The 25,343-nt window shown below is 66.3% G+C and carries 24 protein-coding genes; 6 read left to right on the top strand and 18 right to left on the bottom strand.

The genetic code is table 11. The features are described from left to right. From GL279_RS11410 to GL279_RS11380, 7 genes are all read right to left on the bottom strand, one after another. Positions 1 to 849, bottom strand: coding sequence for a formate/nitrite transporter family protein (locus GL279_RS11410; RefSeq protein ID WP_155064752.1), 849 nt, complete (start codon positions 847 to 849; stop codon positions 1 to 3). Between the two features lie 11 nt (positions 850 to 860). Further along, entirely contained in the window at positions 861 to 1,196 is a 336-nt protein-coding gene (nirD, locus tag GL279_RS11405; RefSeq protein ID WP_155064751.1) for a nitrite reductase small subunit NirD, read from the bottom strand. Continuing rightward, positions 1,193 to 3,622: a nitrite reductase large subunit NirB gene (gene nirB, locus GL279_RS11400; protein ID WP_343039785.1), complete on the bottom strand. Its 2,430-nt coding sequence runs from the start codon at positions 3,620 to 3,622 to the stop codon at positions 1,193 to 1,195. The genes nirD and nirB overlap by 4 nt, the downstream gene beginning before the upstream one ends. 14 nt (positions 3,623 to 3,636) lie before the next feature. Further along, complete coding sequence (locus GL279_RS11395; RefSeq protein ID WP_155064750.1) at positions 3,637 to 4,860, bottom strand: MFS transporter; 1,224 nt, start codon at positions 4,858 to 4,860, stop codon at positions 3,637 to 3,639. A gap of 300 nt (positions 4,861 to 5,160) precedes the next feature. Beyond that, complete coding sequence (locus GL279_RS11390) at positions 5,161 to 6,357, bottom strand: ABC transporter substrate-binding protein (protein ID WP_155064749.1); 1,197 nt, start codon at positions 6,355 to 6,357, stop codon at positions 5,161 to 5,163. Further along, on the bottom strand, positions 6,348 to 6,938 hold the full coding sequence (locus tag GL279_RS11385) for an ANTAR domain-containing response regulator (protein WP_155064748.1): 591 nt from the start codon (positions 6,936 to 6,938) through the stop codon (positions 6,348 to 6,350). The genes GL279_RS11390 and GL279_RS11385 overlap by 10 nt, the downstream gene beginning before the upstream one ends. Before the next feature lie 131 nt (positions 6,939 to 7,069). Beyond that, positions 7,070 to 7,675 carry a uracil-DNA glycosylase family protein gene (locus tag GL279_RS11380; RefSeq protein WP_155064747.1) on the bottom strand — a complete coding sequence of 202 codons (606 nt, stop codon included), beginning with the start codon at positions 7,673 to 7,675 and terminating at the stop codon, positions 7,070 to 7,072. Between the two features lie 230 nt (positions 7,676 to 7,905). Here GL279_RS11380 and GL279_RS11375 point away from each other — a divergent pair, with 230 nt between their 5' ends. Genes GL279_RS11375 through gloA2 form a run of 4 tightly spaced genes read left to right on the top strand, consistent with a single transcriptional unit; the run spans position 7,906 to position 11,622 of the window. Then, positions 7,906 to 8,559 carry an ABC transporter ATP-binding protein gene (locus GL279_RS11375; RefSeq protein ID WP_155064746.1) on the top strand — a complete coding sequence of 218 codons (654 nt, stop codon included), beginning with the start codon at positions 7,906 to 7,908 and terminating at the stop codon, positions 8,557 to 8,559. Then, the gene (locus GL279_RS11370) at positions 8,543 to 10,354 is read left to right on the top strand and encodes a KpsE/RkpR family capsule polysaccharide export protein (protein ID WP_155064745.1); all 1,812 of its coding nucleotides are present in this window, start codon (positions 8,543 to 8,545) and stop codon (positions 10,352 to 10,354) included. The genes GL279_RS11375 and GL279_RS11370 overlap by 17 nt, the downstream gene beginning before the upstream one ends. Further along, entirely contained in the window at positions 10,351 to 11,184 is an 834-nt protein-coding gene (kdsA, locus tag GL279_RS11365) for a 3-deoxy-8-phosphooctulonate synthase (protein ID WP_155064744.1), read from the top strand. The genes GL279_RS11370 and kdsA overlap by 4 nt, the downstream gene beginning before the upstream one ends. A 48-nt stretch (positions 11,185 to 11,232) precedes the next feature. Continuing rightward, positions 11,233 to 11,622 (top strand): SMU1112c/YaeR family gloxylase I-like metalloprotein, encoded by a 390-nt coding sequence (gloA2, locus tag GL279_RS11360; RefSeq protein WP_425495603.1) that lies wholly within the window; start codon positions 11,233 to 11,235, stop codon positions 11,620 to 11,622. On the opposite strand, the gene ribD is transcribed toward gloA2, so the two are convergent. Continuing rightward, on the bottom strand, positions 11,610 to 12,596 hold the full coding sequence (gene ribD / locus GL279_RS11355) for a bifunctional diaminohydroxyphosphoribosylaminopyrimidine deaminase/5-amino-6-(5-phosphoribosylamino)uracil reductase RibD (protein WP_155064743.1): 987 nt from the start codon (positions 12,594 to 12,596) through the stop codon (positions 11,610 to 11,612). The genes gloA2 and ribD overlap by 13 nt on opposite strands. Before the next feature lie 38 nt (positions 12,597 to 12,634). Then, positions 12,635 to 13,099, bottom strand: a complete 465-nt coding sequence (gene nrdR / locus GL279_RS11350) for a transcriptional regulator NrdR (protein WP_155064742.1) — start codon at positions 13,097 to 13,099, stop codon at positions 12,635 to 12,637. Positions 13,100 to 13,285: 186 nt separating this feature from the next. Here nrdR and GL279_RS11345 point away from each other — a divergent pair, with 186 nt between their 5' ends. Further along, positions 13,286 to 14,410 carry a TRAP transporter substrate-binding protein gene (locus tag GL279_RS11345; protein ID WP_155064741.1) on the top strand — a complete coding sequence of 375 codons (1,125 nt, stop codon included), beginning with the start codon at positions 13,286 to 13,288 and terminating at the stop codon, positions 14,408 to 14,410. A gap of 55 nt (positions 14,411 to 14,465) precedes the next feature. On the opposite strand, the gene GL279_RS11340 is transcribed toward GL279_RS11345, so the two are convergent. From GL279_RS11340 to cobU, 5 genes are all read right to left on the bottom strand, one after another. After that, entirely contained in the window at positions 14,466 to 15,950 is a 1,485-nt protein-coding gene (locus GL279_RS11340; protein ID WP_155064740.1) for a TRAP transporter large permease, read from the bottom strand. A 15-nt stretch (positions 15,951 to 15,965) separates the two neighbouring features. Then, complete coding sequence (locus tag GL279_RS11335) at positions 15,966 to 16,523, bottom strand: TRAP transporter small permease subunit (protein WP_155064739.1); 558 nt, start codon at positions 16,521 to 16,523, stop codon at positions 15,966 to 15,968. A gap of 75 nt (positions 16,524 to 16,598) precedes the next feature. Further along, the gene (cobS, locus tag GL279_RS11330) at positions 16,599 to 17,381 is read right to left on the bottom strand and encodes an adenosylcobinamide-GDP ribazoletransferase (protein WP_155064738.1); all 783 of its coding nucleotides are present in this window, start codon (positions 17,379 to 17,381) and stop codon (positions 16,599 to 16,601) included. Then, entirely contained in the window at positions 17,374 to 18,330 is a 957-nt protein-coding gene (gene cobT, locus GL279_RS11325) for a nicotinate-nucleotide--dimethylbenzimidazole phosphoribosyltransferase (RefSeq protein WP_343039784.1), read from the bottom strand. Before cobT ends, cobS begins: the two co-directional genes overlap by 8 nt. Continuing rightward, positions 18,327 to 18,872, bottom strand: coding sequence for a bifunctional adenosylcobinamide kinase/adenosylcobinamide-phosphate guanylyltransferase (gene cobU / locus GL279_RS11320; RefSeq protein WP_246175280.1), 546 nt, complete (start codon positions 18,870 to 18,872; stop codon positions 18,327 to 18,329). The genes cobT and cobU overlap by 4 nt, the downstream gene beginning before the upstream one ends. Before the next feature lie 114 nt (positions 18,873 to 18,986). On the opposite strand from cobU, the gene GL279_RS11315 reads away from it, so the two are divergent. After that, positions 18,987 to 20,591 (top strand): peptide ABC transporter substrate-binding protein, encoded by a 1,605-nt coding sequence (locus GL279_RS11315; protein ID WP_155064736.1) that lies wholly within the window; start codon positions 18,987 to 18,989, stop codon positions 20,589 to 20,591. 125 nt (positions 20,592 to 20,716) lie between these two features. Here the strand turns inward: GL279_RS11315 and GL279_RS11310 are convergent, their stop codons facing one another. The 4 genes from GL279_RS11310 to acs form a co-directional block, all read right to left on the bottom strand. Beyond that, a complete protein-coding gene (locus GL279_RS11310) occupies positions 20,717 to 21,103 on the bottom strand; it encodes a response regulator transcription factor (protein WP_155064735.1) in 387 nt (128 codons plus the stop codon). A gap of 68 nt (positions 21,104 to 21,171) precedes the next feature. Next, the gene (locus GL279_RS11305) at positions 21,172 to 22,887 is read right to left on the bottom strand and encodes a cation acetate symporter (protein WP_211371298.1); all 1,716 of its coding nucleotides are present in this window, start codon (positions 22,885 to 22,887) and stop codon (positions 21,172 to 21,174) included. Continuing rightward, positions 22,884 to 23,192: a DUF485 domain-containing protein gene (locus GL279_RS11300; protein ID WP_155064733.1), complete on the bottom strand. Its 309-nt coding sequence runs from the start codon at positions 23,190 to 23,192 to the stop codon at positions 22,884 to 22,886. The genes GL279_RS11305 and GL279_RS11300 overlap by 4 nt, the downstream gene beginning before the upstream one ends. 186 nt (positions 23,193 to 23,378) lie before the next feature. Continuing rightward, a complete protein-coding gene (gene acs, locus GL279_RS11295; RefSeq protein WP_155064732.1) occupies positions 23,379 to 25,334 on the bottom strand; it encodes an acetate--CoA ligase in 1,956 nt (651 codons plus the stop codon). Between the last annotated feature and the right edge of the window lie 9 nt (positions 25,335 to 25,343).

The following is a 25,343-nucleotide window of genomic DNA, read 5'->3' as shown; positions in this document are numbered from 1 at the left end:
TCACTCGGCCGGGACGGGGGTTGCGGCTTTCGGGGCCGGGTCGCGGTTCAGCTCGGGCGAGGTCTTGTGATGCGTGGCATAGATCATCGCGCCCACAAAGGTCAGCCCGCCGACCAGATTGCCCAGCACGGTCGGGATCTCGTTCCAGATCATGTAATCGGCGATGGTAAACTTGCCACCCAGCAGCAGGCCCGCCGGGAACAGGAACATGTTCACGATGGAATGTTCGAACCCCATGTAGAAGAACACGAGGATCGGCATCCACATCCCCATGATCTTGCCCGAGACGCTGGTCGACATCATCGCCGCGACCACGCCGGTCGAGACCATCCAGTTGCACATGACCGCGCGCACGAACAGCGTCAGCATCCCGCCCATGCCATGCGCGGCATAGCCCAGCGTCCGCCCCTCGCCGATATGGCCGATCTTTTCGCCGATGGCATTGGGCGCCTCGGAAAAGCCGAAGGTGACGATGATCGCCATGAACAGTGCGACGGTGAAGGCGCCCGCGAAATTGCCGGCAAAGACCAGCCCCCAGTTGCGCATAAGGCCCTTAACCGTCACGCCCGGCCGCCGGTCAATCAACGCCAGCGGCACCAGCGTGAACACCCCGGTCAGCAGGTCAAAGCCCAGAAGGTAAAGCATGCAGAACCCGACCGGGAACAGCAGCGCGCCCAGAAGCGGCTCGCCGGTGTTCACGGTGACGGTGACCGCGAACGCCGCAGCCAAGGCCAGGATCGCCCCGGCCATATAGGCCCGGATCAGCGTGTCCTTGGTCGACATGAACACCTTCGACTCGCCGGCGTCGATCATTTTCTTGGCGAAATCAGCAGGATTGACGTAAGACATGATCTAATTCCTCAGGCTGCGTTGCGGGCGCGGATCAGGCTGGCGTCCAGCAGGATGCGGCCCTGCTGGATCTTGATGGCATAGGTGCGCACCCGGCCTTCATCGCCGCCCTGGGCTACGCCCGAGTTCATGTCAAAGACCCAGTTGTGCAGCGGGCAGGTCACGCGGTCGCCGTGCACGATGCCTTCGGACAGCGGCCCGCCCTTGTGCGGGCAGCGGTCGTCCAGCGCAAAGACCCGGTCGTCGGCAGTGCGGAACACCGCAACACAGCCCTGCGCGGTCTTGACCAGCCGCGCGCCTTGCCGGGGAATGTCATCCAGCGCACCAATATCGACAAAGACGGTCATTCCGCAGCCTCCAGGGTCAGATCGGCAAGGGGGCCCCATTTGGGCGTTTCCGAAGGGGTGGACAGTTCCGCCCATGGGTCGTGGCGATAGACCGACTGGCTGATCTCGAACCGCGCGACCAGCGCCTGACGGTTTTCCAGATCCTCGACCACCTGCGCCTTGATCCAGTCTAGGCCGACGCGGCCCATCCATTTCCAGATCCGGTCCAGATAGCGGGCGTTTTCGCGGTAAAGCTGGGTCACGGCCAGAATGATCTGGATTGCCTCATCCTCGGAGGGCGTCGAGGCCAGCGCGACGGTTTCCTTGACCTCCATCCCGGCAGCCCCGCCGATAGAGATGTTGTAGCCCGAATCCACGCAGACGACGCCGATGTCCTTGCAGGTGGCCTCGGCGCAGTTGCGCGGGCAGCCGGAAACGCCCAGCTTCAGCTTGTGCGGCGTCCATGACCCCCACATCAGCTTTTCCAGCTTGATGCCAAGCCCGGTCGAATCCTGCGTGCCGACGCGGCAGAATTCCTTGCCGACGCAGGTTTTCACCGTCCGCAACCCCTTGGAATAGGCCGCGCCCGACACCATTCCGGCGGCATTCAGATCGTTCCACATATGCGGCAGGTCTTCCTTGCGCACGCCCAGCAGGTCGATGCGCTGGCCGCCGGTCACCTTGACCATCGGGACGTTGTATTTCTCGGCCGCATCGGCGATGGCGCGCAGCTCGGCCGGCGTGGTGACGCCGCCCCACATGCGCGGGACCACCGAATAGGTGCCGTCCTTCTGGATATTGGCGTGGTTGCGCTCGTTGACAAAACGCGACTGGCGGTCGTCCTGATAGTCCAGCGGGTATTCGGCCAGCAGGTAATAGTTCAGCGCCGGGCGGCAGGAATGGCAGCCGCCCACGGTTTTCCAGCCCAGTTCCTGCATGACGGCAGGGATCGACTTCAGCCCCATGGTCCTGATCAGGCGTCGCACATCGTCATGGCTGTGATCGGTGCATTTGCACATGCCAGCAGCGGCCTCGACCACCTCGCCGCCAAGCGCCAGCGCCATGACCTGTTGCACGAGGCCCGTGCAGGTGCCGCAGGACGCGCTGGCCTTGGTGCAGGCGCGCATCGCGTCCAGCGTGCAGGCGCCGCCCGCGACCGCGTTCAGGATCGTGCCCTTGGAGACGCCGTTGCAGCCACAGATCTCTGCCTCAAGCGGCAAGGCTGCAACGGCCGCCATAGGGTCCAGTGCGGCACCCCCCTGGAACGCCGGGCCAAAGATCAGCGTGTCGCGCATGTCGCTGATGTCGGTGGCCTCTTTCATCAGCCCATAGAACCAGCTGCCGTCGCCGGTCTCGCCATACATTACGACACCGATGATGCGATTATCCTCAAGCACCAGCCGCTTGTAGATGCCACGGCCCGGATCGCGGAACACGATATCCTCGCGGCCGGGGCCTTCGGCGAAATCGCCGGCGCTGAACAGATCGCAGCCGGTGACCTTCAGCTTGGTCGCGGTCTGCACCGGGACGAATTCGGCGGCCTCGCCCAGCAGGGTTTTCGCCAGCACCTTGGCCTGATCGTAAAGTGGCGCGACCAGCCCAAACAGCTGCTTGCGATGCTCGACGCATTCGCCAAGCGCAAAGATATGCGGATCGCTGGTGCGCAGGGCGTCATCGACGACAATGCCGCGCTCGACCTCCAGATGCGCATCGACGGCGATGCGCGTCTCGGGGCGGATGCCCACGGCCATGCAGACCAGATCGGCGGGATAGACGGTGCCATCTTCCAGCAGCACGGCCTCGGCCCGGTCATGGCCCAGGATCGCCTTGGTCGCGCCCTTGCAATGCACGGTGATGCCGCGCCGCTCAAGGTCCTTTTGCAGCAGATAGCCCGCCGCCGGGTCCAGCTGACGCTCCATCAGATGGCCCATCAGGTGAATGACGGTGACGCGGGCGCCCTGCGCGGCCATGCCCGCCGCTGCCTCAAGACCCAGAAGACCACCGCCGATCACCACGGCATCCTTGCCGGCGGTCGCCATCATCGCCTGCGTGTCCTCAAGATCGCGATAGGCGACGACGCCGGGCAGGTCCTTGCCCACGACCGGGATGATGAACGGGGCCGAGCCGGTGGCGATGACCAGCGCGTCATAGGGCGCGCCGCCCTTGTTCGAGTAGACCACGCGGTTCTTGCGGTCGATCTTGACCACCGGCTCGCCAAAGCGGCAATCGACGCCATGCGCGGCATACCAATCGGCATCGTGGGTGACGATGTCGTCGTAGGTCTTTTCGCCCGACAGCACCGGCGACAGCATCAGCCGGTTATAGTTGCCGCGCGGCTCGGCGTTGAACAGGGTGACCTCATAGGCATCGGGCGCGGCCTCGAAGATCTGCTCCAGCATGCGGCCCGAGGCCATGCCCGCCCCGATGACGACTAGTTTCTTTTTCACGGCCAAGGTTCCTTTCAGGCGGCTTGCAGGGCGGGGGAGTTCAGGCGGCGGATCGACAGGTGCATCCACAGCGCGCAGACGGCGACCAGCGCGAACAGCACCATGAAGCAGCTGGACCAAAGGCCGGTCAGCTCATGCAGCCAGCCGAAAAGCAGCGGCAGGAAGAACCCGCCCAGCCCGCCGATCATGCCGACAAGGCCTCCGACCGCGCCGACATTGGCCGGGTAATAGGTCGGGATGTGCTTGTAGACGGCGGCCTTGCCGAGGCTCATGAAAAAGCCCAGCACAAAGATCGCGATCAGAAAGCCCGCGACCGGCAGGCCCGGCAGCAGCGACAGGATGGCGGTGGCCGCCAGCGACACAAGGAAGGTCGCATACATCACCGTGCGCGCACCGATCCGGTCCGACAGCACGCCGCCATAGGCGCGAAACACCGAGGCCGGGATCGAATAGGCGGCGCCGACCATGCCGGCGGTCCGCACGTCAAAGCCATAGACGCCGATCAGGTAATGCGGCAGCCACAGCGCCAGCGCGACAAAGGCACCGAAGCTGAAAAAGTAATAGGCCGCAAAGCGCCAGACCCGGATATTGGCCAACGGCGCGAATTCGGCGCGCAGGCTGCGCAAGGGCGCCTTGCTGCCGCGACGGGCAACGGTCACCGGATCATCCTTGCTCAGCAGCCAGAAGCCGATGGCGGTCAGTGCCAGAACGCCGGCCCAGATCTGCGCCGTTACCTGCCAGCCAAAGGCCAGCATCACGAAGGGGGCGGCAAATTTCGTTACCGCCGCGCCGACATTGCCGACGCCGAAGATACCTAGCGCGGTGCCTTGCCGCGCGCCGTCAAAGAAACGCGAGACATAGGCCACGCCGACAGCAAAGCTGCCGCCCGCCATGCCGACGCCCAAAGCGGCCAGCAGCATCTGCGGATAGGTCGTGGCCCAGGACAGCAAGAAGGTGGCGGCGGCGGCGGCCAGCATGGTCAGCGTATAGACGGCGCGGCCGCCGATGCGGTCGGTGGCGACGCCCAGCACGATGCGGACCAGCGAGCCGGTCAGGATCGGCATGCCGACCAACAGGCCGAATTGCGTCTCGGTCAGGTCAAGCTGCTGCCTGATCTGGATGCCGATGATGGAAAAGATCGTCCAGACCGCGAAACAGACGGTAAAGGACAGGGTGGACAGCGTCAGGGCGCGGCGCGATGCGGCCGGCGTGCCGGGGGCTGGGACGGGTGCGGACATGAGATGCTCCGATGGCTGAACCGGGGGTCGATGGCTGTCGGAAAGCGAAAGGGGCACGGATGTGGCCGGGCCATTGGCCCATGCGGCTGACCGCGACTTGCGCTTTCAGGGATTCCGCGTCCTCGCGGGATCGTGCCGCATCGTTGCGAGCGGGCCGGTGGCACGCCATTGCGCCGGGCCTTGCCCACCTTATCCCGCCACGGGGTGGCGCGCGGCAAGCCATCCGGGGCGGCTTGATGCCCGGCGCAGACATGGCGCGCAAAAACCCGGCGGTTTTTCAGCCCCCTGCCCGCGTTTTGGTCAGTTTCTGGACAAAGGCTCGGGCCGCCATGGCGGCGGCTCAAAGGTCTGGCCGTCGAAAAACGCATCGGCGCGAAGAATCATCTGGCCCTTTTCGGCGGGCACCATGCGGTCGGCCTTCAGCGCACCTTCCAGCCGCGACGACGCGCCGGGTAGGCTCGCACCAGCTGCGCGCAGGTGCTGACGGTAAAGATCGGTGCGGAAATGCCCCATGGCCGCCTGCATCGCCGCATCCGGGTCCAGCCCTTGGCGCCGCGCGATCCGGTCGGCCAGCAGCGCCGCGATGCTGCGCCATGGAAAGCTGGCCGCGCCGGCGTTGAAGGCGATGAAATCCGGCGCATGGCGCAATTCCCCGCCTGACGAAATCATCAAGGTGCCGCCCAGCCCGCGCCCGGCCAGTTCCGAGGGCAGGTCCAGATATTCCGGGCGCGAGATGATCTCGGCGGCACTGCCGCGATGTTCGGGATCGTCCAGCCAGCGCCCGGCCCGCCACAGCGCCCGCATCAGCGCGCCGGTCAGCTCGGGCTGGCTGGCGGCAAAATCGCGCCGCAGCACCAGTCCCTTTTCCGGCGGCGCGGCCCAGATCGCCCGGCCCGGCAGCAGCAGCGCCGCCCCCCCCTGCGCCACGGCAAAGCTGGCCCAGGGTTCGCCCACGCAAAAGGCATCGACCTCGCCCATGGCCAGGGCGGCGGCCATCCGGGGGGGCGGCACCGTCACCAGCTCGACCGCATCGGGGGCAAAGCCGCTGGCGCCCAGCCAGTGCCGGACCAGCTCGGATTGCGTCGAAAACGGAAAGGGCACGCCCACGCGCAGCACGCCCGAAACCGCGCGCCGCAGCGCCAGCCCGGCGGCGCGGGCATCGGCGAAATCAAAGCCATGTCCGCCGGCCCGCAGCCGTGTCTCAAGTGCGGCATTGATCGCGAATGCCTGCCCGCCCTGCGACAGGAACATCACCAGATCCATCGCCGGCAGGCGCGGACCCAGCCCAAGCGCCTGCGCCACCGGCATCGGCACCAGCATATGCGCCGCCTCGATCAGCCCGGCACCCAGCATGTCGCGCGCCTGCGCCCATGCGTTCAGCCGCACCAGCTCCAGCGCCAGCCCCTCTTCGGCGGCAAAGCCCATCTCTTGCGCCATGATCAGCGGCGCGGCGTCGATCAGCGGCAGATAGCCCAGGCGCAGCCGCGTCACCTGCATGTCAACAGCCCCGCCGCCATGACCAGTTGCTGGGCGATGTCGGCCACCCGCTTGCCCTGATCCATCGCCGTCTTGCGCAGCAGCGCATAGGCCGCCTCTTCGTCGATGCCGCGCGCCTTCATCAGCACCGCCTTGGCGCGGTCGATGATCTTGCGTTCCTCCAGCGCGGCGCGGGTGGCGGCCAGTTCGGTGCGCATGCGCTGGATCATGTGAAAGCGCGCGATGGCAGCATCAAGGATTGGCTTGATCCGGTCAGGTCGCAGCCCGTCCACGACATAGGCCGACAGCCCCGCCTCGATCGCCGCCCGCGTCAGCTGTTCGTCCGAGCGGTCCACGAACATCGCCACCGGCCGTTCAAGCGGGCCCGAGGCCAGCGCCAGCTCTTCGAGGATATCGCGCGAGGGGTTGGCCAGATCGATCAGCACCACATCGGGGCGGAACTCGGCGATCTGGCGGGCAAGACCGGTTTCCTCGGCGATGATGCGGATGTCATGTTCGCCCAGCTCGCGCAGCCCGTCCACGATGGGCAGGGCGCGTTCGGGATCGGGCTCGACGATGATGATCGAAAGTCGCTTTTCCATGCGCGGCAATCCAGGCTGTTGCCTCAGCCAGTGCCACCGCCGGGTCGGTAATGACAACAGGGCATTGGCTGCGGCGCCCGGAAAAGCGGCAAATCCGCGCACCTTCTGCCGGATGCCCGAAATTCTGGCACTCAGTCCTTGCGGCGGGCCTGCAGCAGCGCATGGACGCGGGCACGCAGCTCGGGCAGGACATCGGCCTGAAACCACGGGTTGCGCTGCATCCACAGCTTCGTGCGCCACGACGGATGTGGCAGCGGCAGGTATCGCGGCAGATGGTCGCGAAAGGCGCGGACATGTTCGGTCATGGTGCCGCGCCCCAGATAATGCGCCTGCGCATGGCTGCCCACCAGCAGCGTCAGCTGCACCCCGCCCAGCCAGTCCGTCAGCCTTGGCCGCCACAACGCCGCGCATTCGCGACGCGGCGGCGCATCGCCCGAGCCCGCGCGGCCCGGATAGCAAAACCCCATGGCAGCAATGGCAAAATTCGCCGGATCATAGAATTGCGCACGCGACACGCCCAGCCAGTCGCGCAGCCGGTCGCCCGAGGCATCGTCGAAGGTCAGGCCCGAGTCGTGCGCCTTGGTGCCGGGGGCCTGACTGGCAATCAGGATCGGCGCGGTCCGCGACAGCTGGACCAGCGGGCGCGGCTCATAGGGGATCTTGCCGGCACAGGCGCGGCAGGCCGCGATCTCGCGCGCCAGATCTGGCTGCCCTGCCCCAGCGGTTTCATCCGTCATCGCCCTGCCCCCAACGCCGTTCCGGGTCCATCCATGGGACGCAAATATGAATGAAATCCCGGATAAAAAGCCCTTTGCATCGGCGCCGGCTGCCGGCACTCTCGTGCCAAGGTGGACAGGCGCGCCGGTCGGGCCTATTGTCCCGGCCAGCAACCGGGAGCCTGCGCGGCCGGGCATGCTGTCATGCGCGACCAGAAGGGAATTGCGGCAAAGCCGATCCAGGACGAAAGATGATCGAATTCGATAATGTCTCCAAGTCCTTCTGGACCGGCACCCAACGCAAGGTCATCCTGGACCAGGCGTCTTTCCGCATCGAGCTGGGCCATTCCATGGGCATCCTTGCCCCGAACGGCACCGGCAAGACCACGCTGATCAACATGATGTGCGGGCTGGAAAAACCCGATGAGGGCAATATCCGCAGCACCTGCCGGGTGTCCTTTCCGCTGGGCTTCATGGGCGGCATCACCTCGACGCTCAGCGCCAACGAAAATGCCCGCTTCATCGCGCGCATCTACGGGCTCGACCCCGATTACGTCGAGGCGTTCTGCCGCTGGATGACCGATATCGACGAATATTTCGACATGCCGGTCGGCACCTATAGCGCCGGCATGCGCTCGCGTTTCACATTTTCACTGATGCTGGCGCTGGAGTTCGACATCTACCTGATCGACGAAGGCATGCCGACCACCACCGATGTCGAATTCAACCGCAAGGCCGGTTCGGTGCTTTACGACCGGCTGAAATCGGCGACGGTGGTGGTGGTGTCGCATCAGGCCAAGACCATCGAGAAATTCTGCAATTCCGCCGCCGTGCTTCGGGACGGGCGGCTCTATCAGTTTGAAACCCTCGAAGAGGCAAAGCAATATTATGACTACACCGCCTAAGGCGCGGGTCTATCGCATCAGCCGCGAGGAATCTGTTCTGTCGGTCCAGCGCGATCCCGAGGCGGTGGAAACCGCCCGCAAGGTTCAGGTCGAGGTCCGCAAGCGCACCCAAGAGGAAACCGCCCGCCGCGCCGAGGCCGAACCGGCCCGCCCCGCGGCGCGGCCGTCCGCCGCAGCGCAGCCCCGCGACCCGTCCGACCTCTTTGCGCCCGATCCCGATGAGGACGGCTTTGCCGGCATGGATTTCCGCCCCGGCGCCCCCCCGCCCGGCAGCGCCGCGCCCAAGGCCGCGCGCCCTGCCCCGACCCCCGGCATGGCCGAGCGCATCGCCGCCGTGCGCGCCGAAAACCTGACCGGCCGGCAATTGCGCATGGCGCGCCGCATCGCCTCGATGCACGGCATCGATGTCGAGACCGAGCATGAGGCCGTGGTCATCCTGCGCGACCGGGGCATCGACCCGTTCCATCGCGCCGCCGTGGGCCAGATCCTTGCCGACGAAAGCGCGCGCGCCCAGCAGCAGCCGGTCAAGGCCAATGTCCCGGCGCAGGTCCGCCGCAACCAGCCCCCCAAGGGCCGCGGCACCGAGATCGTGCCGATGCCGCCGGGCCAGACCTCGCTGCCCTCGCGCGAGGCGCTGACCGAGGACAAGCGCGCCGCCGAAATCATCCGCATCCAGCGCGACATCGCCCGCCGCCGCCGCCGCCGGCTGATCATGCTGATGGCGCGGCTGGCGGCGCTGGTGGTCCTGCCGACGATCATCGCTGGCTATTACTACAACCGCATGGCCACACCGCTATACGCGACCATCTCGCAATTCCAGATCCAGCAGGCGGAAAAGACCGCCTCGGGCGGGCTCGGCGGGCTGTTCAGCGGCACGCAGCTGGCCACCAACCCGGATTCGGTCGCGGTGCAAAGCTATCTGACCTCGCGCGATGCCATGCTGCGGCTGGACAAGGATCTGGGCTTCAAGCAGGCGTTTCAGGATCCCTCGGTCGACCCGATCCTGCGGCTGGCCTCGGACGCGTCGAACGAGCAGGCCTACAGACTGTATCAAGGGCTGGTCAAGATCGGCTATGACCCGACCGAGGGCGTGATCAATATGGAGGTCATCGCCCCGGACCCCGAGCTGAGCCAGAAATTCTCGCTGGCGCTGATCAAATATGCCGAGGGTCAGGTCGACCAGATGACGGCCCGGCTGCGCGCCGACCAGATGAAGGGCTCGGTCGAAAGCTACCAGGAGGCCGAGACCAAGGTGCAAGAGGCGCAGCGCCGCGTGCAAGAGCTGCAACAGCGGCTGGGCGTGCTGGACCCGGTGGCCGAAGGCACGGTCATCATGGGCCATATCGCCGATCTTGAAAAACAGCTCGCGTCAAAGCGGCTGGAACTGGGTCAGTTGCAGGCCAACGCCCAGCCCAACCGCAGCCGGGTCGAGGGCGTGCGCGGCGATATCTCGCGGCTCGAAGCCATGCTGGCCAGCACCCGCAGCCAGCTGACCGAGGGCAATACCGCCCGCAACTCGCTGGCCACCATCTCGGGCGAGATCCGCATCGCGGAATCCGACCTCGCCACCCGCCAGACCCTGCTGGCCGCCGCCGCCGCGCAAATGGAAAACGCGCGGATCGAGGCCAACAAGCAGGTGCGTTACCTTGCGTTGTCCATCGCGCCGGTGTCCCCGGACGAAGCGACCTATCCCAAGGCTTTCCAGAACACGATCGTGGCTTTCCTGATCTTCGCCGGCATCTATCTGATGATGTCGCTGACCGCCTCGATCCTGCGTGAACAGGTGTCCTCATGAACCATGTGAAAATCGGCGATCTGCAATTCGGCAACGACCTGCCTTTGGGGCTGATCGCCGGCCCCTGCCAGCTTGAGACGCTGGATCACGCGCTGATGATTGCCGAAACTCTCGCCAAGGCCTGCGCCGAACATGGCACCAGCTTTGTCTTCAAGGCGAGCTACGACAAGGCCAACCGCACCTCGCTGTCGGGCCGTCGCGGCGTCGGCATGGAGGAAGGCCTGCGCATGCTGGAAGAGGTGCGCGCCCGCATCGGCTGCCCGGTGCTGACCGATATCCACGACATCGCGCAGGCCCGCGCCGCCGGCGCCGTGGTCGACGTGATCCAGATCCCCGCCTTCCTGTGCCGGCAGACCGATCTGTTGCTGGCCGCAGGTGAAACCGGCGCCGTGGTCAATATCAAGAAGGGCCAATTCCTTGCGCCCTGGGATATGTCGAATGTCGCCGACAAGGTGGCCTCGACCGGCAATCCCGGCATCATGCTGACCGAGCGCGGCGTCAGCTTTGGATACAACACGCTGGTGGCCGACATGCGCAGCCTGCCGATCATGGCCCGCACCGGCTATCCGATCATCATGGACGCCACCCATTCGGTGCAGCAGCCCGGCGGTCAGGGCGGCTCGTCTGGCGGGCAGCGCGAATTTGCCCCGGTGATGGCGCGGGCGGCGGTGGCGCTGGGCGTGGCCGGCGTCTTTATCGAGACGCATCAGGACCCCGACAACGCGCCTTCGGACGGGCCGAACATGATCCATCTGGACCGGATGCCGGCGCTGATCGCCTCGCTGATGCGCTTTGACGCGCTGGCGAAATCCGACCCGGTGATGGGCTAGACCGGTGCGGGCCGGCTCCATTCCCGGCACGCGCTTCGGCTCTGCGGCATGACCATGCTGCTGGGCCTGCATCATGCCGCGATCATCTGCGCCGATTATGACCGCGCGCGCGATTTCTACACCCGCATCCTTGGCCTGACGGTTCTGGCCGAGAATTACCGGGCAGCGCGGCAATCGTGGAAGCTGGATCTGGCCCTGCCCGACGGCGGCCAGATTGAGCTGTTTTCCTTTCCCGACCCGCCGCCGCGCCCCAACCGGCCCGAGGCGCAGGGCCTGCGTCACCTGGCCTTTGCCGTCGCCGATATCGAGGCCTGCTGCCGGCATCTGAACGGTCATGGCGTCGCGACCGAGCCTGTGCGCGTCGATGAATATACCGGCCGGCGCTATACGTTCTTCAAGGATCCCGACGGCCTGCCGCTGGAGCTTTACGAGGCCTGATCGCGCAGCCAGCGGTGCATCAGGTCGGCGCCGATGCGCCGGCTTTCCACCAGTTGGAACCGTGGGGCGTCGGCCAGATGGACCAGCCCCAGCGGGCCGGTTGCAGCGCGCCCGTCGCCGCCCAGCACGATCCCGGCGCTGTAACCGATCAGCTGATCGACCAGCCCGGCCCGCAGCAGCGAGGCGGCCAGCTCGCCGCCGCCCTCACAGAACACCCGCGTCAGCCCGCGCGCGCCCAGATCGGCCATGAAGCTTTCGGGGCTGCCGGAAAACTGCCACAGCGGCCCATGGTCCGTGCCTTCCTCGGGCAGATCTGGCAGCGCCTGCCCCGAGACGACGATGCGCACCGGCTGGCGCACCATGCCAAGCCCGCGCACGTTCAGCGCCGGGCGGTCAGCGCGGGCGGTGCCACCGCCGACCATCACCGCGTCATGCGTCAGCCGCAGCAGATGCACATGCCGCCGCGCCGCCGGCCCGGTGATCCACTGGCTTTCGCCCGAGGCGGTGGCGATGCGGCCGTCAAAGCTGGTCGCCAGCTTCAGCGTCAGCATCGGCCGGCCCTGCGTCACGCGGGTCAGAAAGCCGCGCTGCAAATCGCGAGCGGCCTCGGCGCGGATATTTTCGGTGACCTCGATCCCTGCCGCGCGCAGCATGGCATGGCCCCGGCCCGAGACGCGCGGATCGGGATCGGTCAGCGCGGTGACGACACGGGCGACGCCTGCGCCGATCAGCGCCTCGGCGCAGGGCGGCGTCTTGCCGTGATGCGAACAGGGTTCCAGCGTGACATAGGCCGTGGCACCGCGCGCGGCGTCGCCCGCCTGCATCAGCGCGCGCACCTCGGCATGCGGACGCCCGCCGGGCTGGGTCCAGCCCCGGCCCACCACGCGGCCCTCCCTGACCAGCACGCAGCCCACCGCCGGATTGGGCCAAGTGTTGCCAAGGCCCCGCCGCGACAAGGTCAGGGCATGGTCCATGTGCCGGGCATCATCTGCGCCCGGCGCGCCGGCCCGGCTCACTCTTCGACCACGCCGGGACGCAATTCGCTGACGAATTTGTCGAAATCGTCGGCAGCCTGGAAGTTCTTGTAGACGCTGGCAAAACGGACATAGGCCACGGTGTCGATGCGTGCCAGCGCCTCCATCACGATCTCGCCGATGACTTTCGAGGGGATGTCGGTATCGCCCAGACTTTCCAGTCGCCGCACGATGCCGGAAATCATCTGGTCGATGCGCTCGGGGTCGATGGGGCGTTTCTGCATGGCGATGCGGATCGAGCGCTCCAGCTTGGTGCGGTCGAAATCCTCGCGCCGGCCACTGGTCTTGACCACGACCAGATCGCGCAGCTGCACGCGTTCATAGGTGGTAAAACGGCCACCGCAGGCGGGGCAGAACCGGCGGCGACGGATGGCCACATTGTCTTCGGCCGGACGCGAATCCTTGACCTGGGTATCGACGTTTCCGCAGAACGGACAGCGCATCCCTTGTCCCCTATCAGGCTTGAACCGCAGCCAGTATAGGAGCGCCCTAACGCCTTGGGTAGCCCAGAGTTCGGACCACAAGATGAATGATTTCGGGCGCCGCGCAACCGTCTCGACAGCTGGCGCGGCGGCATGCGAAGCTTTGCCGGGCCGGCCGCGCAAAGGCCGTGCGGAGCGGAGGAAAACATGACCCGAAAGATGCAGTTCGACCGGCGCGGCTTTCTGACCCGGGCCACGGTCGGCGGTGCCGCCGCGGCGGCCGGCGCGACGCTTGCGGCCCCGGCCATCGCACAAGAGATGCCCGAGGTGAAATGGCGCCTGACCTCGGCCTTTCCCAAGTCGCTCGACACCATCTATGGCGGGGCCGAGGTGCTGGCGAAACGTCTTTCCGAAGCGACCGGCGGCAAGTTCCAGCTGCAGGTCTTTGCCGCCGGCGAGATCGTTCCCGGCCTGCAGGCGCAAGACGCGGTGACCGAGGGCACGGTCGAGGCCTGCCACAGCGTCGCCTATTACAGCTGGGGCAAGGACCCGACCTTTGCCCTGGGTGCTGCGGTGCCCTTTGGCCTGTCGGCGCGGGCGCAGAACGCATGGCAATATCATGGCGGCGGCATCGCACTTTTCAATGAGTTCCTTGCCGGTTACAACATCTATGGTCTGCCCGGCGGCAATACCGGCGCGCAGATGGGCGGCTGGTTCCGCAAGGAAATCAAGACAGTCGATGACCTCAAGGGGCTCAAGATCCGGGTCGGCGGCTTTGCCGGCAAGGTGCTGGAGCGTCTGGGCGCGGTGCCTCAGCAGATTGCCGGTGGCGACATCTATCCGGCGCTAGAAAAGGGCACCATCGACGCCTCGGAATGGGTCGGGCCCTATGACGACCAGAAGCTGGGTTTCTACAAGGTCGCGCCCTATTACTATTACCCCGGCTGGTGGGAAGGCGGGCCGACGGTGCATTTCTTCTTCAACAAGGCGAAATTCGACGCGCTGCCCGACAGCTACAAGGCCCTGCTGCATACTGCCTGTCAGGCGACCGATGCCGACATGCTGCAGAAATACGACCACCTGAACCCGATCGCGCTGAAGGAACTGGTCGCGGCGGGGGCTCAGTTGCGCCCGTTCAGCGCCGAGATCCTCGACGCCTGCTACAAGGCCGCAACCGAGGTCTATGCCGAACTGGACGCCTCGAACGCCAATTTCAAGAAGATCTGGGATTCGATCAAGGAGGCCCGCGCCAACTGGTTCCTGTACAACCAGACCGCCGAATATACCTATGACACCTTCATGATGATCCAGCAGCGCAACAAGATGCTGTAACGCCCGCAACCGGGGCCGCCGCGACCCGCGCGCGGCGGTCCTTATGTCAGGCGCGCTAGTTCGACAGGCCCGGCGGCGGGCCTGACAGCGGATCCAGCCCGCCCGCCGCCGGGGCATCGCCAAAGCCCGGCGCGCCGCCCAGATTGCCGAAGCCGCCCAGACCGCTGTCCTCGGGGATCTGGATCTGCAGCTTGTCGATGTCGACCCTGGGCCCGCTGTCCAGCATCCCGGTCACCAGCCCCGGCCAGAAGATCACGATCCCGACCAGCAAAAGCTGCATCCCCAGCCATGGGATCGCACCCATGTAGATGTCGGTCGTCCTGACCTCGCGCGAGGCGATCGAGCGCAGGTAGAACAGCGCAAAGCCAAAGGGCGGGTGCATGAAACTGGTCTGCATGTTGATGCACAAAAGCACCCCGAACCACACCAGATCAATGCCCAGCGATTGCGCCACCGGCGCCAGCAAGGGCACGACGATGAAGGCGATCTCGAAGAAATCCAGAAAGAAGGCCAGAAAGAAGACGAAGACGTTGACGAAGATCAGGAATCCGATCGGCCCGCCCGGTAGGTGCGACAGCAGATGCTCGATCCAGCGGCCGCCGTCCATGCCCTGAAACACCAGACTGAACACGGTCGAGCCGATCAGGATGAACACCACCATCACCGTCAGATCGGCGGTCGAATGCACCGCCTCGCGCACCATGGCAAGGTTCAGCCGGCCATGCAGCAGCGCAAGGATCATCGCGCCGACGACGCCAAGCGCGCCGGCCTCGGTCGGGGTCGCCAGACCGATGAAAATGGTGCCCAGCACCAGAAAGATCAGCACGACCGAAGGCACGATCCCCGCCAGCACCTTGATGACCAGCGCCGCGTTCAGATCGCCGCGCCCCTCCTTGGGCAGCGGCGGCATGTGCTGCGGCCGGACCAGCGACAAGAGCAGGATGAACAGCAGAAAGATCAGCACCTGCAGCGCCGAAGGCCCCATCGCGCCCAGATACATGTCGCCGACCGACCGGCCCAGCTGGTCGGCCAGCACAACCAGCACCAGCGAGGGCGGGATCAACTGCGTGATCGTCCCCGAGGCGGCGATGACCCCGGTCGCCAGCCGCGGGTTGTAGCCATGGCGCAGCATCACCGGCAGCGAGATGACGCCCATGGTGATGACCGATGCCGCGACCGTCCCGGTGATCGCGCCCAGAATGGCGCCGACCACGATCACCGCATAGGCAAGCCCGCCCGGCACCGCGCCAAACAGCTTGCCCGTGCCCTCCAACAGATCCTCGGCCAGCCCCGAGCGTTCAAGGATCGCGCCCATGAAGGTAAAGAACGGGATCGCCAGCAGCAGCTCGTTCGAGATGATGCCAAAGAAACGGTGCGGCAGGTTGCCCAGAAAGGCCGGGGCGAAATGCTCGGTCGCGATGCCGATGGCGCCGAACAGCATGCCGACCGCGCCCAGCGTAAAGGCCACCGGAAAGCCGTAAAGCATAAAGCAGATCATGCACAGGAACATGGCCGGAGGCAGGATGCCGAATGCGAACATGGGGGGCTTTCCGGGTTATTGCAGGGGTTTGCTGTATTTCGTCTCCAGCGCGATCAGCCCGCGCAGCGCGGCGATGCGCTTGACCAGTTCGGACAGGCCCTGCAGGCTTAGCATCGCGAAACCCACCGGCAGGATCAGCTTGGCCGGCCAGCGCACCAGCCCGCCCGCATTCGAGGAATGTTCGTTGATGCGCCATGACTGGACAAAGACCGGCCATGTCACCCAGACCGCGTAAAGCGCGAAGGGCAGCAGCAGGAACAGGATCCCGAACAGGTCGATCCACAGCCGCGCCCGGTCCGAGACCGCGCCATAGATCAGGTCCACCCGGACATGTTCATTGCGATACAGCGCCGCCGCCGCGCCCAGCAGCACGATGGCGCCAAAGAGATACCATTGCACCTCAAGCCAGGCATTGGACGAGCTGTTGAACAGCTTGCGGATGACCGCATTGCCGGCGCTGATCAGCACCGCCAGCAAGACCAGCCAAGACACCCAGCGCCCGATCATCAGATTGACGCGATCAATGCCTCGCGACAGGGCCAGAAGAGCATTCACGCCGAAAACCTCCCCCATGTCGCCCCTTGCGGGGGCGGGGCCGGCGGGTGCCGGTCCCCCTTGGGTCAGGTATGGGCGAAGCCCCGGAACCGGTCAAGCAAGCATGGGGCGCAGCGCGACAAGCGCCAGCAGCGTGGCGGTTTCGCCCAGTTGTTGCAGCGCGCCCAGCACATCGCCGGTCTGCCCGCCCAGCCGGCGATTGGCCCGCCAGCCCAGCCAAAGCTGCGCCGCCGCACAGGTGGCCAGCGCCGCCGCCACCGCCGCCACCGGAGCCGGCGTCAGGCTGGCCGGCACCAGCAAACAGGCCGCGCCCAGCCCCCATGCCAGCAGCACCCCCGCGCCCGAGGGCCGGCCCGCGCCATGCCCGAGCCCATCGGGCCGCGCCGGCCGCATCAGGCGCAGCGCCGCGACCATGCCCGCCCGCGACAGCGCCGCCGCCGCCAGAACGGCCGTCGCCGCATAAAGCGACCCTGCCTCGGCCGCCGAGGCAATGGCCGCGACGCGCAGGCCGGTGACCAGCACCAGTCCCAGAACGCCATAGCTGCCGATGCGGGAATCGCGCATGATCTCAAGCGCGCGAACCGTGGTCGCGCCGCCGCAGCCGTCGCAGTAATCGGCCAGCCCGTCCTCGTGCAGCGCGCCGGTGCCCAGCACCAGCACCGCCACCGCCAAAAGCGCCGCCACCCCCGGCGGCAGGCCCAGCCATGCCGCCAGCATCAGCACCAGCCCGGCAAACCCGCCCAAGACCAGCCCGACCAGCGGAAAGGCCCATGCCGCCCGCGCCAAAGGCACCGGCGCCCGCGCCAGCAGCCCTGCGACCGGCAGGCGCGACAACCACAGGAATGCGGTCGCAGCCTCGGTCCAGGGCTTAGCCAATGCCGGCCTCGGCAAAGGTCGCCATGCCGTTATGGCAGGCCAGCGCCGCGCGCAGGATCAACAGCGCCACCGCCGCACCCGAGCCCTCGCCCAGCCGCATGTCCAGCCCGACCACCGGCTTCTTGCCCATGACCGCGACCAGCCGGCGATGCCCCGGCTCGGCGCTTTCATGGCCGATCAGGCAATGGTCCAGCGCCTGCTTGTCATTGACCAGCAGCACCGCAGCGGCGGCCGAACAGATGAAACCGTCAAGGATCACCGGGATGCCCAGCTCGCGCGCGCGGATCACCGCGCCGCAGATCGCCGCCTGCTCGCGCCCGCCATAGCTGCCAAGGATCGAGGCGGCGCTGGCCGCGCCCTTGTGCCGTTTCAGCCCGGCATCGACGGCACGGATCTTGTTGGCAAGGATCTCGTCATCGGCGCCGGTACCCGGGCCGACCCAATCCTCTGCCGTGCCGCCAAAGGTCGCCGCCGCCAGCGCCGCCGCCACCGTGGAATTGCCGATGCCCATTTCGCCCAGCACCACCAGATCGGCCTCGGGATCGACGGCGTTCTTGCCGGTCTGGATCGAGGCGATCAGGTCGTCGGTGTCCAGCGCCATGGCGCGGGTGAAATCGCGCGTCGGCCGGTCCAGATCCAGCGCGATCACCTGTAGATCGGCCCCGGCCAGTTGGCAAAGCTGGTTGATCGCCGCGCCGCCATTGCTGAAATTCGCCACCATCTGCGCGGTCACCTCGACCGGGAACGGGTTCACGCCCTGATCGCAGATCCCATGGTTGCCGGCAAAGACCAGCGCCTGCACGCGGTCAAGCTGCGGGTGCGCGCGGCCCTGCCAGCCGGCCAGAAACACGGCCAGATCCTCAAGGCGGCCAAGGGATCCCGGCGGCTTGGTCAGCTCGGCCTGCCGGTTGCGCGCGGCAGCGGCAGCGATCTCGTCAAATTCTTTCACGGCGTCTCTCTTTCCGGTTTCAGGCGCAGCGGCAGGCCGCTGACCGCCATCCAGACCTCGTCCGCGACGGCGGCGACGGCCTGGTTCATCCAGCCATGCGCGTCGCGAAAGCGACGGGCAAGCGCATTTTCGGGCACGATGCCCAAACCCAGCTCATTGGTGACCAGAACGACCGGCGATCGGGTCGCCGCCAGCGCCGCGCACAGCGCCTTGATCGCCGGGCCGGTGTCGGTCTGGCTGTCGGCGCCCTGAGCCATCTGGTTGGCCAGCCACAGCGTCAGGCAATCGACCAGCCGCACCCCCTGCCCCTCGGTCCGCGCCAGCGCCCCGGCAAGGTCCAGCGGCTCTTCGACCGTCTGCCAGCCGGCGCCGCGCCGGTCGCGATGCAGCGCGATGCGTTCGGCCATCTCGCCATCGCCGGGCTCGGCCGTGGCAATATAGATCCGCGCCGCGCCAAGGCGGCTGGCGATGCTTTCGGCCAAGGCGGATTTGCCCGAACGGGCGCCCCCGGTAACCATGATGATGCGGCCTGTCTGTGCCATGGCGATGTTGTTTCACATGCGCGGGCGCTGCGAAAGCGGCAAAACCGGCTTGCCGCGCCGCCCCATTCGCGCGAATTAGCGCCTTGGCGCGAAACAGCGAACGAGGCTTTTCCGATGATGCGGTCCCTGCTGGCCTCTGTCCTGCTGATCGGTGCCGGCCTGCCGGCGCTGGCCGTCCAGCCCGCGCCGGGCGAGGTTCTGGCCAAGGAGCAGAGCTACAGATTCTGGTTGCCCGATGCGGTCAAAAGCCTTGATCCGCAAAAGAACGTCGATGCCGAGGGCGCCGAGGTCATCCGTCAGCTTTTCGAGGGGCTCATGGACGAGGATGCCAGCGGCGCCATGCAGCCGGGTGTCGCCAGCTCCTACGAGGTCTCGGACGACCGGCTGAGCTATGTGTTCCAGCTGCGCCCGGACGCGAAATGGTCGAACGGCGATCCGGTGACGGCCAATGATTTCGTCTATGCCTGGCGCCGGCTGGCCGATCCCGACACCGCCTCGGAAAACGCGTGGCGGCTGGAGCTGATGCATGTGCAGAACGCAGCCGAGGTTCTGACCGGCAAGAAGAAGCCGGCCGAGCTGGGCGTCAAGGCGCTGGACGCGCATCGGCTGCAGGTGGTGCTGAGCCAGCCCGCGCCCTATTTCCTGAAGACGCTGGCCCATCCCGCGACCTATCCCGTGCATCGCAAAAGCATCGAGGCGGCGGGCGAGGGCTGGACCGCCGCCGGCAAGCTGGTCGGCAATGGCGCCTATGTGCTGCGCGCCCATGATCTGGGCGTGTCGATCAGCCTTGAAAAGAACCCGAAATACCGCGACGCCGCGCATGTTCTGATGCAAAAGGTCACGGGCGTGACCATCGCCGACCCGGCGCAGGCGCTGCGGCGCTATCGCGAGGGCGGGCTGGACCGCGTGCAGATCCCTGCCGGCGATGTCGCCGCGGTGCGTGCCGAACTGCCCGGCCAGACCGTGATCAGCCCCTATGCCTGCACCTATTCCTATCTGGTCAACCTGTCGGACACCGGCCCAGCCGCCCTGCGCGACACGCGGGTGCGTCAGGCTCTGGCCTATGCGATCCAGCCCGATGTCGTGGTCGATCGCATCCTGCAGGGCGGCCAGAAACCGGCCGCAAGCTGGACGCATTGGGCGATTGCCGGCTTTCAGCCGCCGGTGTCGGAGCAGGCAGGCTGGACCGACGGTCAACGCCAGCAAAAGGCGCGCGCGCTTCTGGAGGCGGCGGGCTTTGGTCCCAAGCACCCGCTGAAACTGGTGCTGAGCGTCAATGCCAGCGAGGACGACCGCAAGCTGGCGGCGGCGGCGGTCGAGTTCTGGAAATCCGTCAGCGTGCAGGTCAGCACCAGCGAGCTGCCGTGGAAGCAGCTGTCCGAGCGGCTGCAGAGCGGCGAGTTCCAGTTGGCGCGCTATGCCTGGTGCGCCGATTATGACGACGCTTCGAGCTTTCTGAACGTGCTGCGCGCCAGCGGGCCGAATTACGGCAAATATGCCAGCGCCGATTATGAGCGGCTGCTGACCGAGGCCGAACAGGCCGCCGACCCCGCCCGTGCCTATACCGCCGCCGAGGCGCTGCTGGCGCGCGACATGCCGCTGATCCCGCTTTATCACTATGCCAAGGCCGAGCTGATCCGCCCCGAGATCCGCGGCCTGCCGAACAGCCATGCGATGGGCGAATGGTGGGCCAAGGATCTTTACCGCGTCGCACCCTGAGCGCGACGGCGGGGGTAAAGGCGGGGGGCGCTGCCCCCCACGCGTGAAGGCCCCCTCGACGGGGGCCGTCAGGCGTTCCCCCCGGGATATTTCGGCACGAAAGAAGCCGAGGCCTGGGCCAGGGGTCAGGCCGCGTCGAGCAGGCGCGCCATTTCGCTGCGTAGCTCGGCCAGCTCGAAGGGTTTGGCGATGAAGCCGTCGGCGCCGAGCTCGAACCCCTTGCGGCGTTCGACCACCGAGCCGCGCGCCGTCATCATCAGCACGCGGACGGTGGACAGGCCGGGATCGGCGCGCATCGCCTCGATGATCTCATAGCCCGACATGTCGGGCAGCATGATGTCCAGAAGCACGAGATCGGGGCGCAGCTCGCGGATGCGGCTCAGCGCATCGCGGCCATGCGACAGGCGCTCGTGCCGGTAGCCCTGACGTTGCAGGATGAATTCGATGGCCAGCGCGATGCTGTCTTCGTCCTCTATGACCAGGATCGTGCGGTGGGACAGCTGATCCGGCATCTCGACCTCGCTTTCGCCGCAATGAGGAAGGTCCGGCCGGGGTACTCCCCGGCCGGACCGTTTGTCGCTTAGTGATCCGAGGCCGCCGAAGCGCCGATCCCGGTTTCCGAGCGCACCTGCTGGGCGAGGAAGCCTGCCCGGTCGGTGCGCGCCCGCGCGCTGTTATCGAGCTTCGAGAAGATCCAGATGCCGGCAAAGGCCAAGGTCATCGAGAAGAGCGCCGGCGAGGTATAGGGGAAGGGTGCCGAGCCGACCGGGTTGCCGAGCGTGGCCTCCCAGACCGAGGGCGAGAGCACCGTCAGCACCACCGAGGAGATCAGCCCAAGGAAGCCGCCGATGACCGCGCCGCGCGTGGTGCAATCCTTCCACAGAACCGACATGAACAGCACCGGGAAGTTCGCCGAGGCTGCCACCGCAAAGGCCAGCGACACCATGAAGGCGATGTTCTGGTTCTTGAAGGCGATGCCCAGCACGACGGCGACGATGCCAAGCGCGATGGTGGTGATGCGCGACACGCGCAGCTCGCTGCCCGGCTCAGGGTTGCCCTTCTTGATCACCGTCGCATAGAGGTCATGGCTGACCGCCGAGGCGCCCGAGAGCGTCAGCCCCGCCACCACCGCGAGGATGGTCGCAAAGGCCACTGCCGAGATGAAGCCCAGGAAGACGTTGCCGCCGACCGCATGGGCCAGATGCACGGCCGCCATATTGTTGCCGCCGACCAGCTTGCCATCCGCGCCGACGAAATCGGGGTTGGTCAGCACGAAGGTGATGGCGCCAAAGCCGATGATGAAGGTCAGAAGGTAGAAGTAGCCGATCCAGCCCGTTGCCCACATCACCGATTTGCGCGCTTCCTTGGCGCTGGGAACGGTGAAGAAGCGCATCAGGATATGCGGCAGGCCGGCGGTGCCGAACATCAGCGCCATGCCGAAGCTGATGGCCGAGATCGGGTCCTTGATGAAGGTGCCCGGCCCCATGATCGACCAGCCTTCGGCGGCGGCCTCTTCGGGGGTCTTGCCGGCGGCGGTTGCCAGATCGGCCTTGACCTTGACCGCATCGGCAAACATCGCCTCGGGCGAGAAGCCGTAATGCAGCACGACCATGAAGGCCATGAACGAGGCGCCGCCCAAAAGCAGGCAGGCCTTGATGATCTGCACCCAGGTCGTCGCCGTCATGCCCCCAAAGAGCACATAGATCATCATCAGCGCGCCGACGATGACCACGGCGATCCAGTAGTCCAGACCGAAGAGCAGCTGGATCAGCGAGCCCGCGCCGACCATTTGCGCGATCAGGTAGAAGGCGACCACGACCAGCGTGCCCGAGGCGGCAAAGATCCGCACCGGCGTCTGCGCAAAGCGGAACGCCGCCACATCGGCAAAGGTGAACTTGCCAAGGTTGCGCAGCCGCTCGGCCATCAGGAAGGTCAGGATCGGCCAGCCGACCAGAAAGCCGATCGAATAGATCAGCCCGTCATAGCCGGTGGTCATCACCGCCGCCGAAATCCCCAGAAACGAGGCCGCCGACATATAGTCGCCGGCAATCGCAAGCCCGTTCTGAAAGCCCGAGATGCCGCCGCCGGCCGTGTAGAAATCCGAGGCCGACTTGGTCTTGGCGGCCGCCCATTTGGTGATGAACAGCGTCAGGATGACAAAGCCGCCGAACATGGCGATGGCGGTCCAGTTCGTCGCCTGCTTGGTGCCGCCCTGGATCACATCGGCCAGCGCCAGACCCGGCGCAAGGGTTGATGCCAGCGCAAGCGCCGGCAGGTTGCGCATCGAAACCCTCATTTCAGCGCCTCCCGCTTGACGCGCTCGGTCAGCTCGTCGAATTCGCTGTTGGCGCGGCGCACGTAGATGCCGGTCACCACCATGGTAAAGATGATCACGCCAAAACCCAGCGGGATCCCCCAGGTCATCGCGCCGCTGCCGATCCGGGCGGCAAGCACCGACTTGTCAAAGGCGATCAGCAGGACATAGCCGTAATAGACCACCAGCATGGCGATGGTCAGCCTCCAGCCAAAGCGCGATCGCGTTGTCTTGAGCAGTTGATAGTTCGGATCCGCTGCGATCCGGTCGGCCAGATTTTGTTCCATCGTCGTCGTGTTCCTCCACTGCCACGATTGTCCTTGGCGCCCGGCGCTGGCGGTCCTCGCTCCACCGGCGGACGGGCGGGGCGGCGGCAGGCGCGGGCCTTTAAGCGCGCGCAGCCGCTGCCGGGCCACGGGCGCGCAGGGCGCCCGCAGCAGGCTCAGTCAGGTATCGAACCGGCCCCGAAGGGCTCAGGCGCGGTTCATGCGGTTTTCGATCAGCTCATCGACGACGCCCGGCTCGGCCAGCGTCGAGGTATCGCCAAGCGCGCCGAAGTCGTTCTCGGCGATCTTGCGCAGGATGCGGCGCATGATCTTGCCCGAACGTGTCTTGGGCAGGCCCGGTGCCCATTGGATCAGGTCAGGCTTGGCGATGGGCCCGATCTCGGTGCGGACCCAGGCTTCCAGCTCCTTGCGGAGATCCTCGCTGGGTTCGACATCGTTCATCAGGGTGACATAGGCATAGATGCCCTGCCCCTTGAGGTTATGCGGATAGCCGACCACGGCGGCCTCGGCGACCTTGGCATGGGCGACCAGCGCCGATTCCACCTCGGCCGTGCCCATGCGATGGCCCGAGACGTTGATCACGTCATCGACCCGGCCGGTGATCCAGTAATAGCCGTCCTCGTCACGCCGGCAGCCGTCGCCGGTGAAGTAATAGCCGGGATATTGCTGGAAATAGGCCTCCATGAAGCGCTCGTGATCGCCCCACAGCGTGCGCATCTGCCCCGGCCAGCTGTCGCCGATGCACAAGACGCCCTCGACGCCATTGCCCTCGATCGGCTGGCCGGTCTGCGGCTCTAGCACCACCGGCTTGACGCCAAAGAAGGGCAGCGTCGCCGCGCCCGGCTTGGTCTCGATCGCGCCGGGCAGCGAGGTGATCATATGGCCGCCGGTCTCGGTCTGCCAGAAGGTGTCGACGATCGGGCAGCGGCCCTTGCCGACATGCTTGTCATACCAGACCCAGGCTTCGGGGTTGATCGGCTCGCCGACCGAGCCAAGGACACGCAGCGACGAGAGATCGTATTTCTCGACCCAGTCCGGCCCCTGCCCCATCAGCGAGCGGATGGCGGTGGGGGCGGTGTAGAATTGCGTCACCTTGTGCTTTTCGCAGACCGCCCAGAACCGGCCCGGATCGGGGAAGGTCGGCACGCCTTCGAACATCAGCGTGGTCGCGCCATTGGCCAGCGGGCCATAGACGATATAGCTGTGCCCGGTGACCCAGCCCACATCGGCGGTGCACCAGAACACGTCACCTTCCTGATAGTCGAAGGTGTATTGATGCGTCATCGAGGCATAGACGAGATAGCCGCCGGTGGTATGCACCACACCCTTGGGCTTGCCGGTCGAACCCGAGGTGTAAAGGATGAAGAGCGGGTCCTCGGCCCCCATCGGGCGCGGCGGGCAATCGGGGCTGACGTCCTCCATCAGCTTGAGCACGTCGATGTCGCGGCCCTGGATCCAGGTGGTCTGGTCGCCGGTATGCTTGACCACCAGACAGCGCACCTTGTCCGAACAATGCAGCAGGGCGGCATCGGTGTTCGACTTGAGCCCGGTGCGGCGGCCGCCGCGCGGCGCGGTATCGGCGGTGATGACCAGCTTGGCGCCGCAATCGTTGATGCGGTTGGCCAGCGCATCGGGCGAGAAGCCGGCAAAGACGATGGAATGGATGGCACCGATCCGAGCGCAGGCCAGCATGGCATAGGCGGCCTCGGGGATCATCGGCAGATAGATCACCACGCGGTCGCCGCGCATCACGCCCTGGCTCAGCAGCACGTTGGCAAAGCGGTTCACCTTTTCCGACAGCTCGGCATAGGTGATGTGGCGGGCCGGGGTTTGCGGATCATCGGGTTCAAAGATGATCGCGGTCTGGTTGGCACGGGCCGGCAGGTGGCGGTCGATACAGTTGACCGAGGCGTTCAGCACCCCGTCCTCGAACCATTTGATCGAGACCTTGCCCATGGTGAAATCGGTGTTCTTCACCTTGGTATAGGGTTCGATCCAGTCCAGCCTGCGCCCTTCGCGGCGCCAGAAACCATCGGGGTCATTCATCGATTCGGCATAGAGCCGATCATAGTCGGCCGGCGTGACCAGCGCGCCCTCGAACCCGGGCGGAATGGGATGTTTGGCAGTATTTTCAACAGACATGGCGGGCCT

Source organism: Paracoccus limosus, from assembly GCF_009711185.1.
Classification (GTDB): Bacteria; Pseudomonadota; Alphaproteobacteria; order Rhodobacterales; family Rhodobacteraceae; genus Paracoccus; species Paracoccus limosus.
The sequence above is the reverse complement of the archived record's forward strand: the minus strand, read 5'-3'. Positions and strand labels throughout refer to the sequence as shown.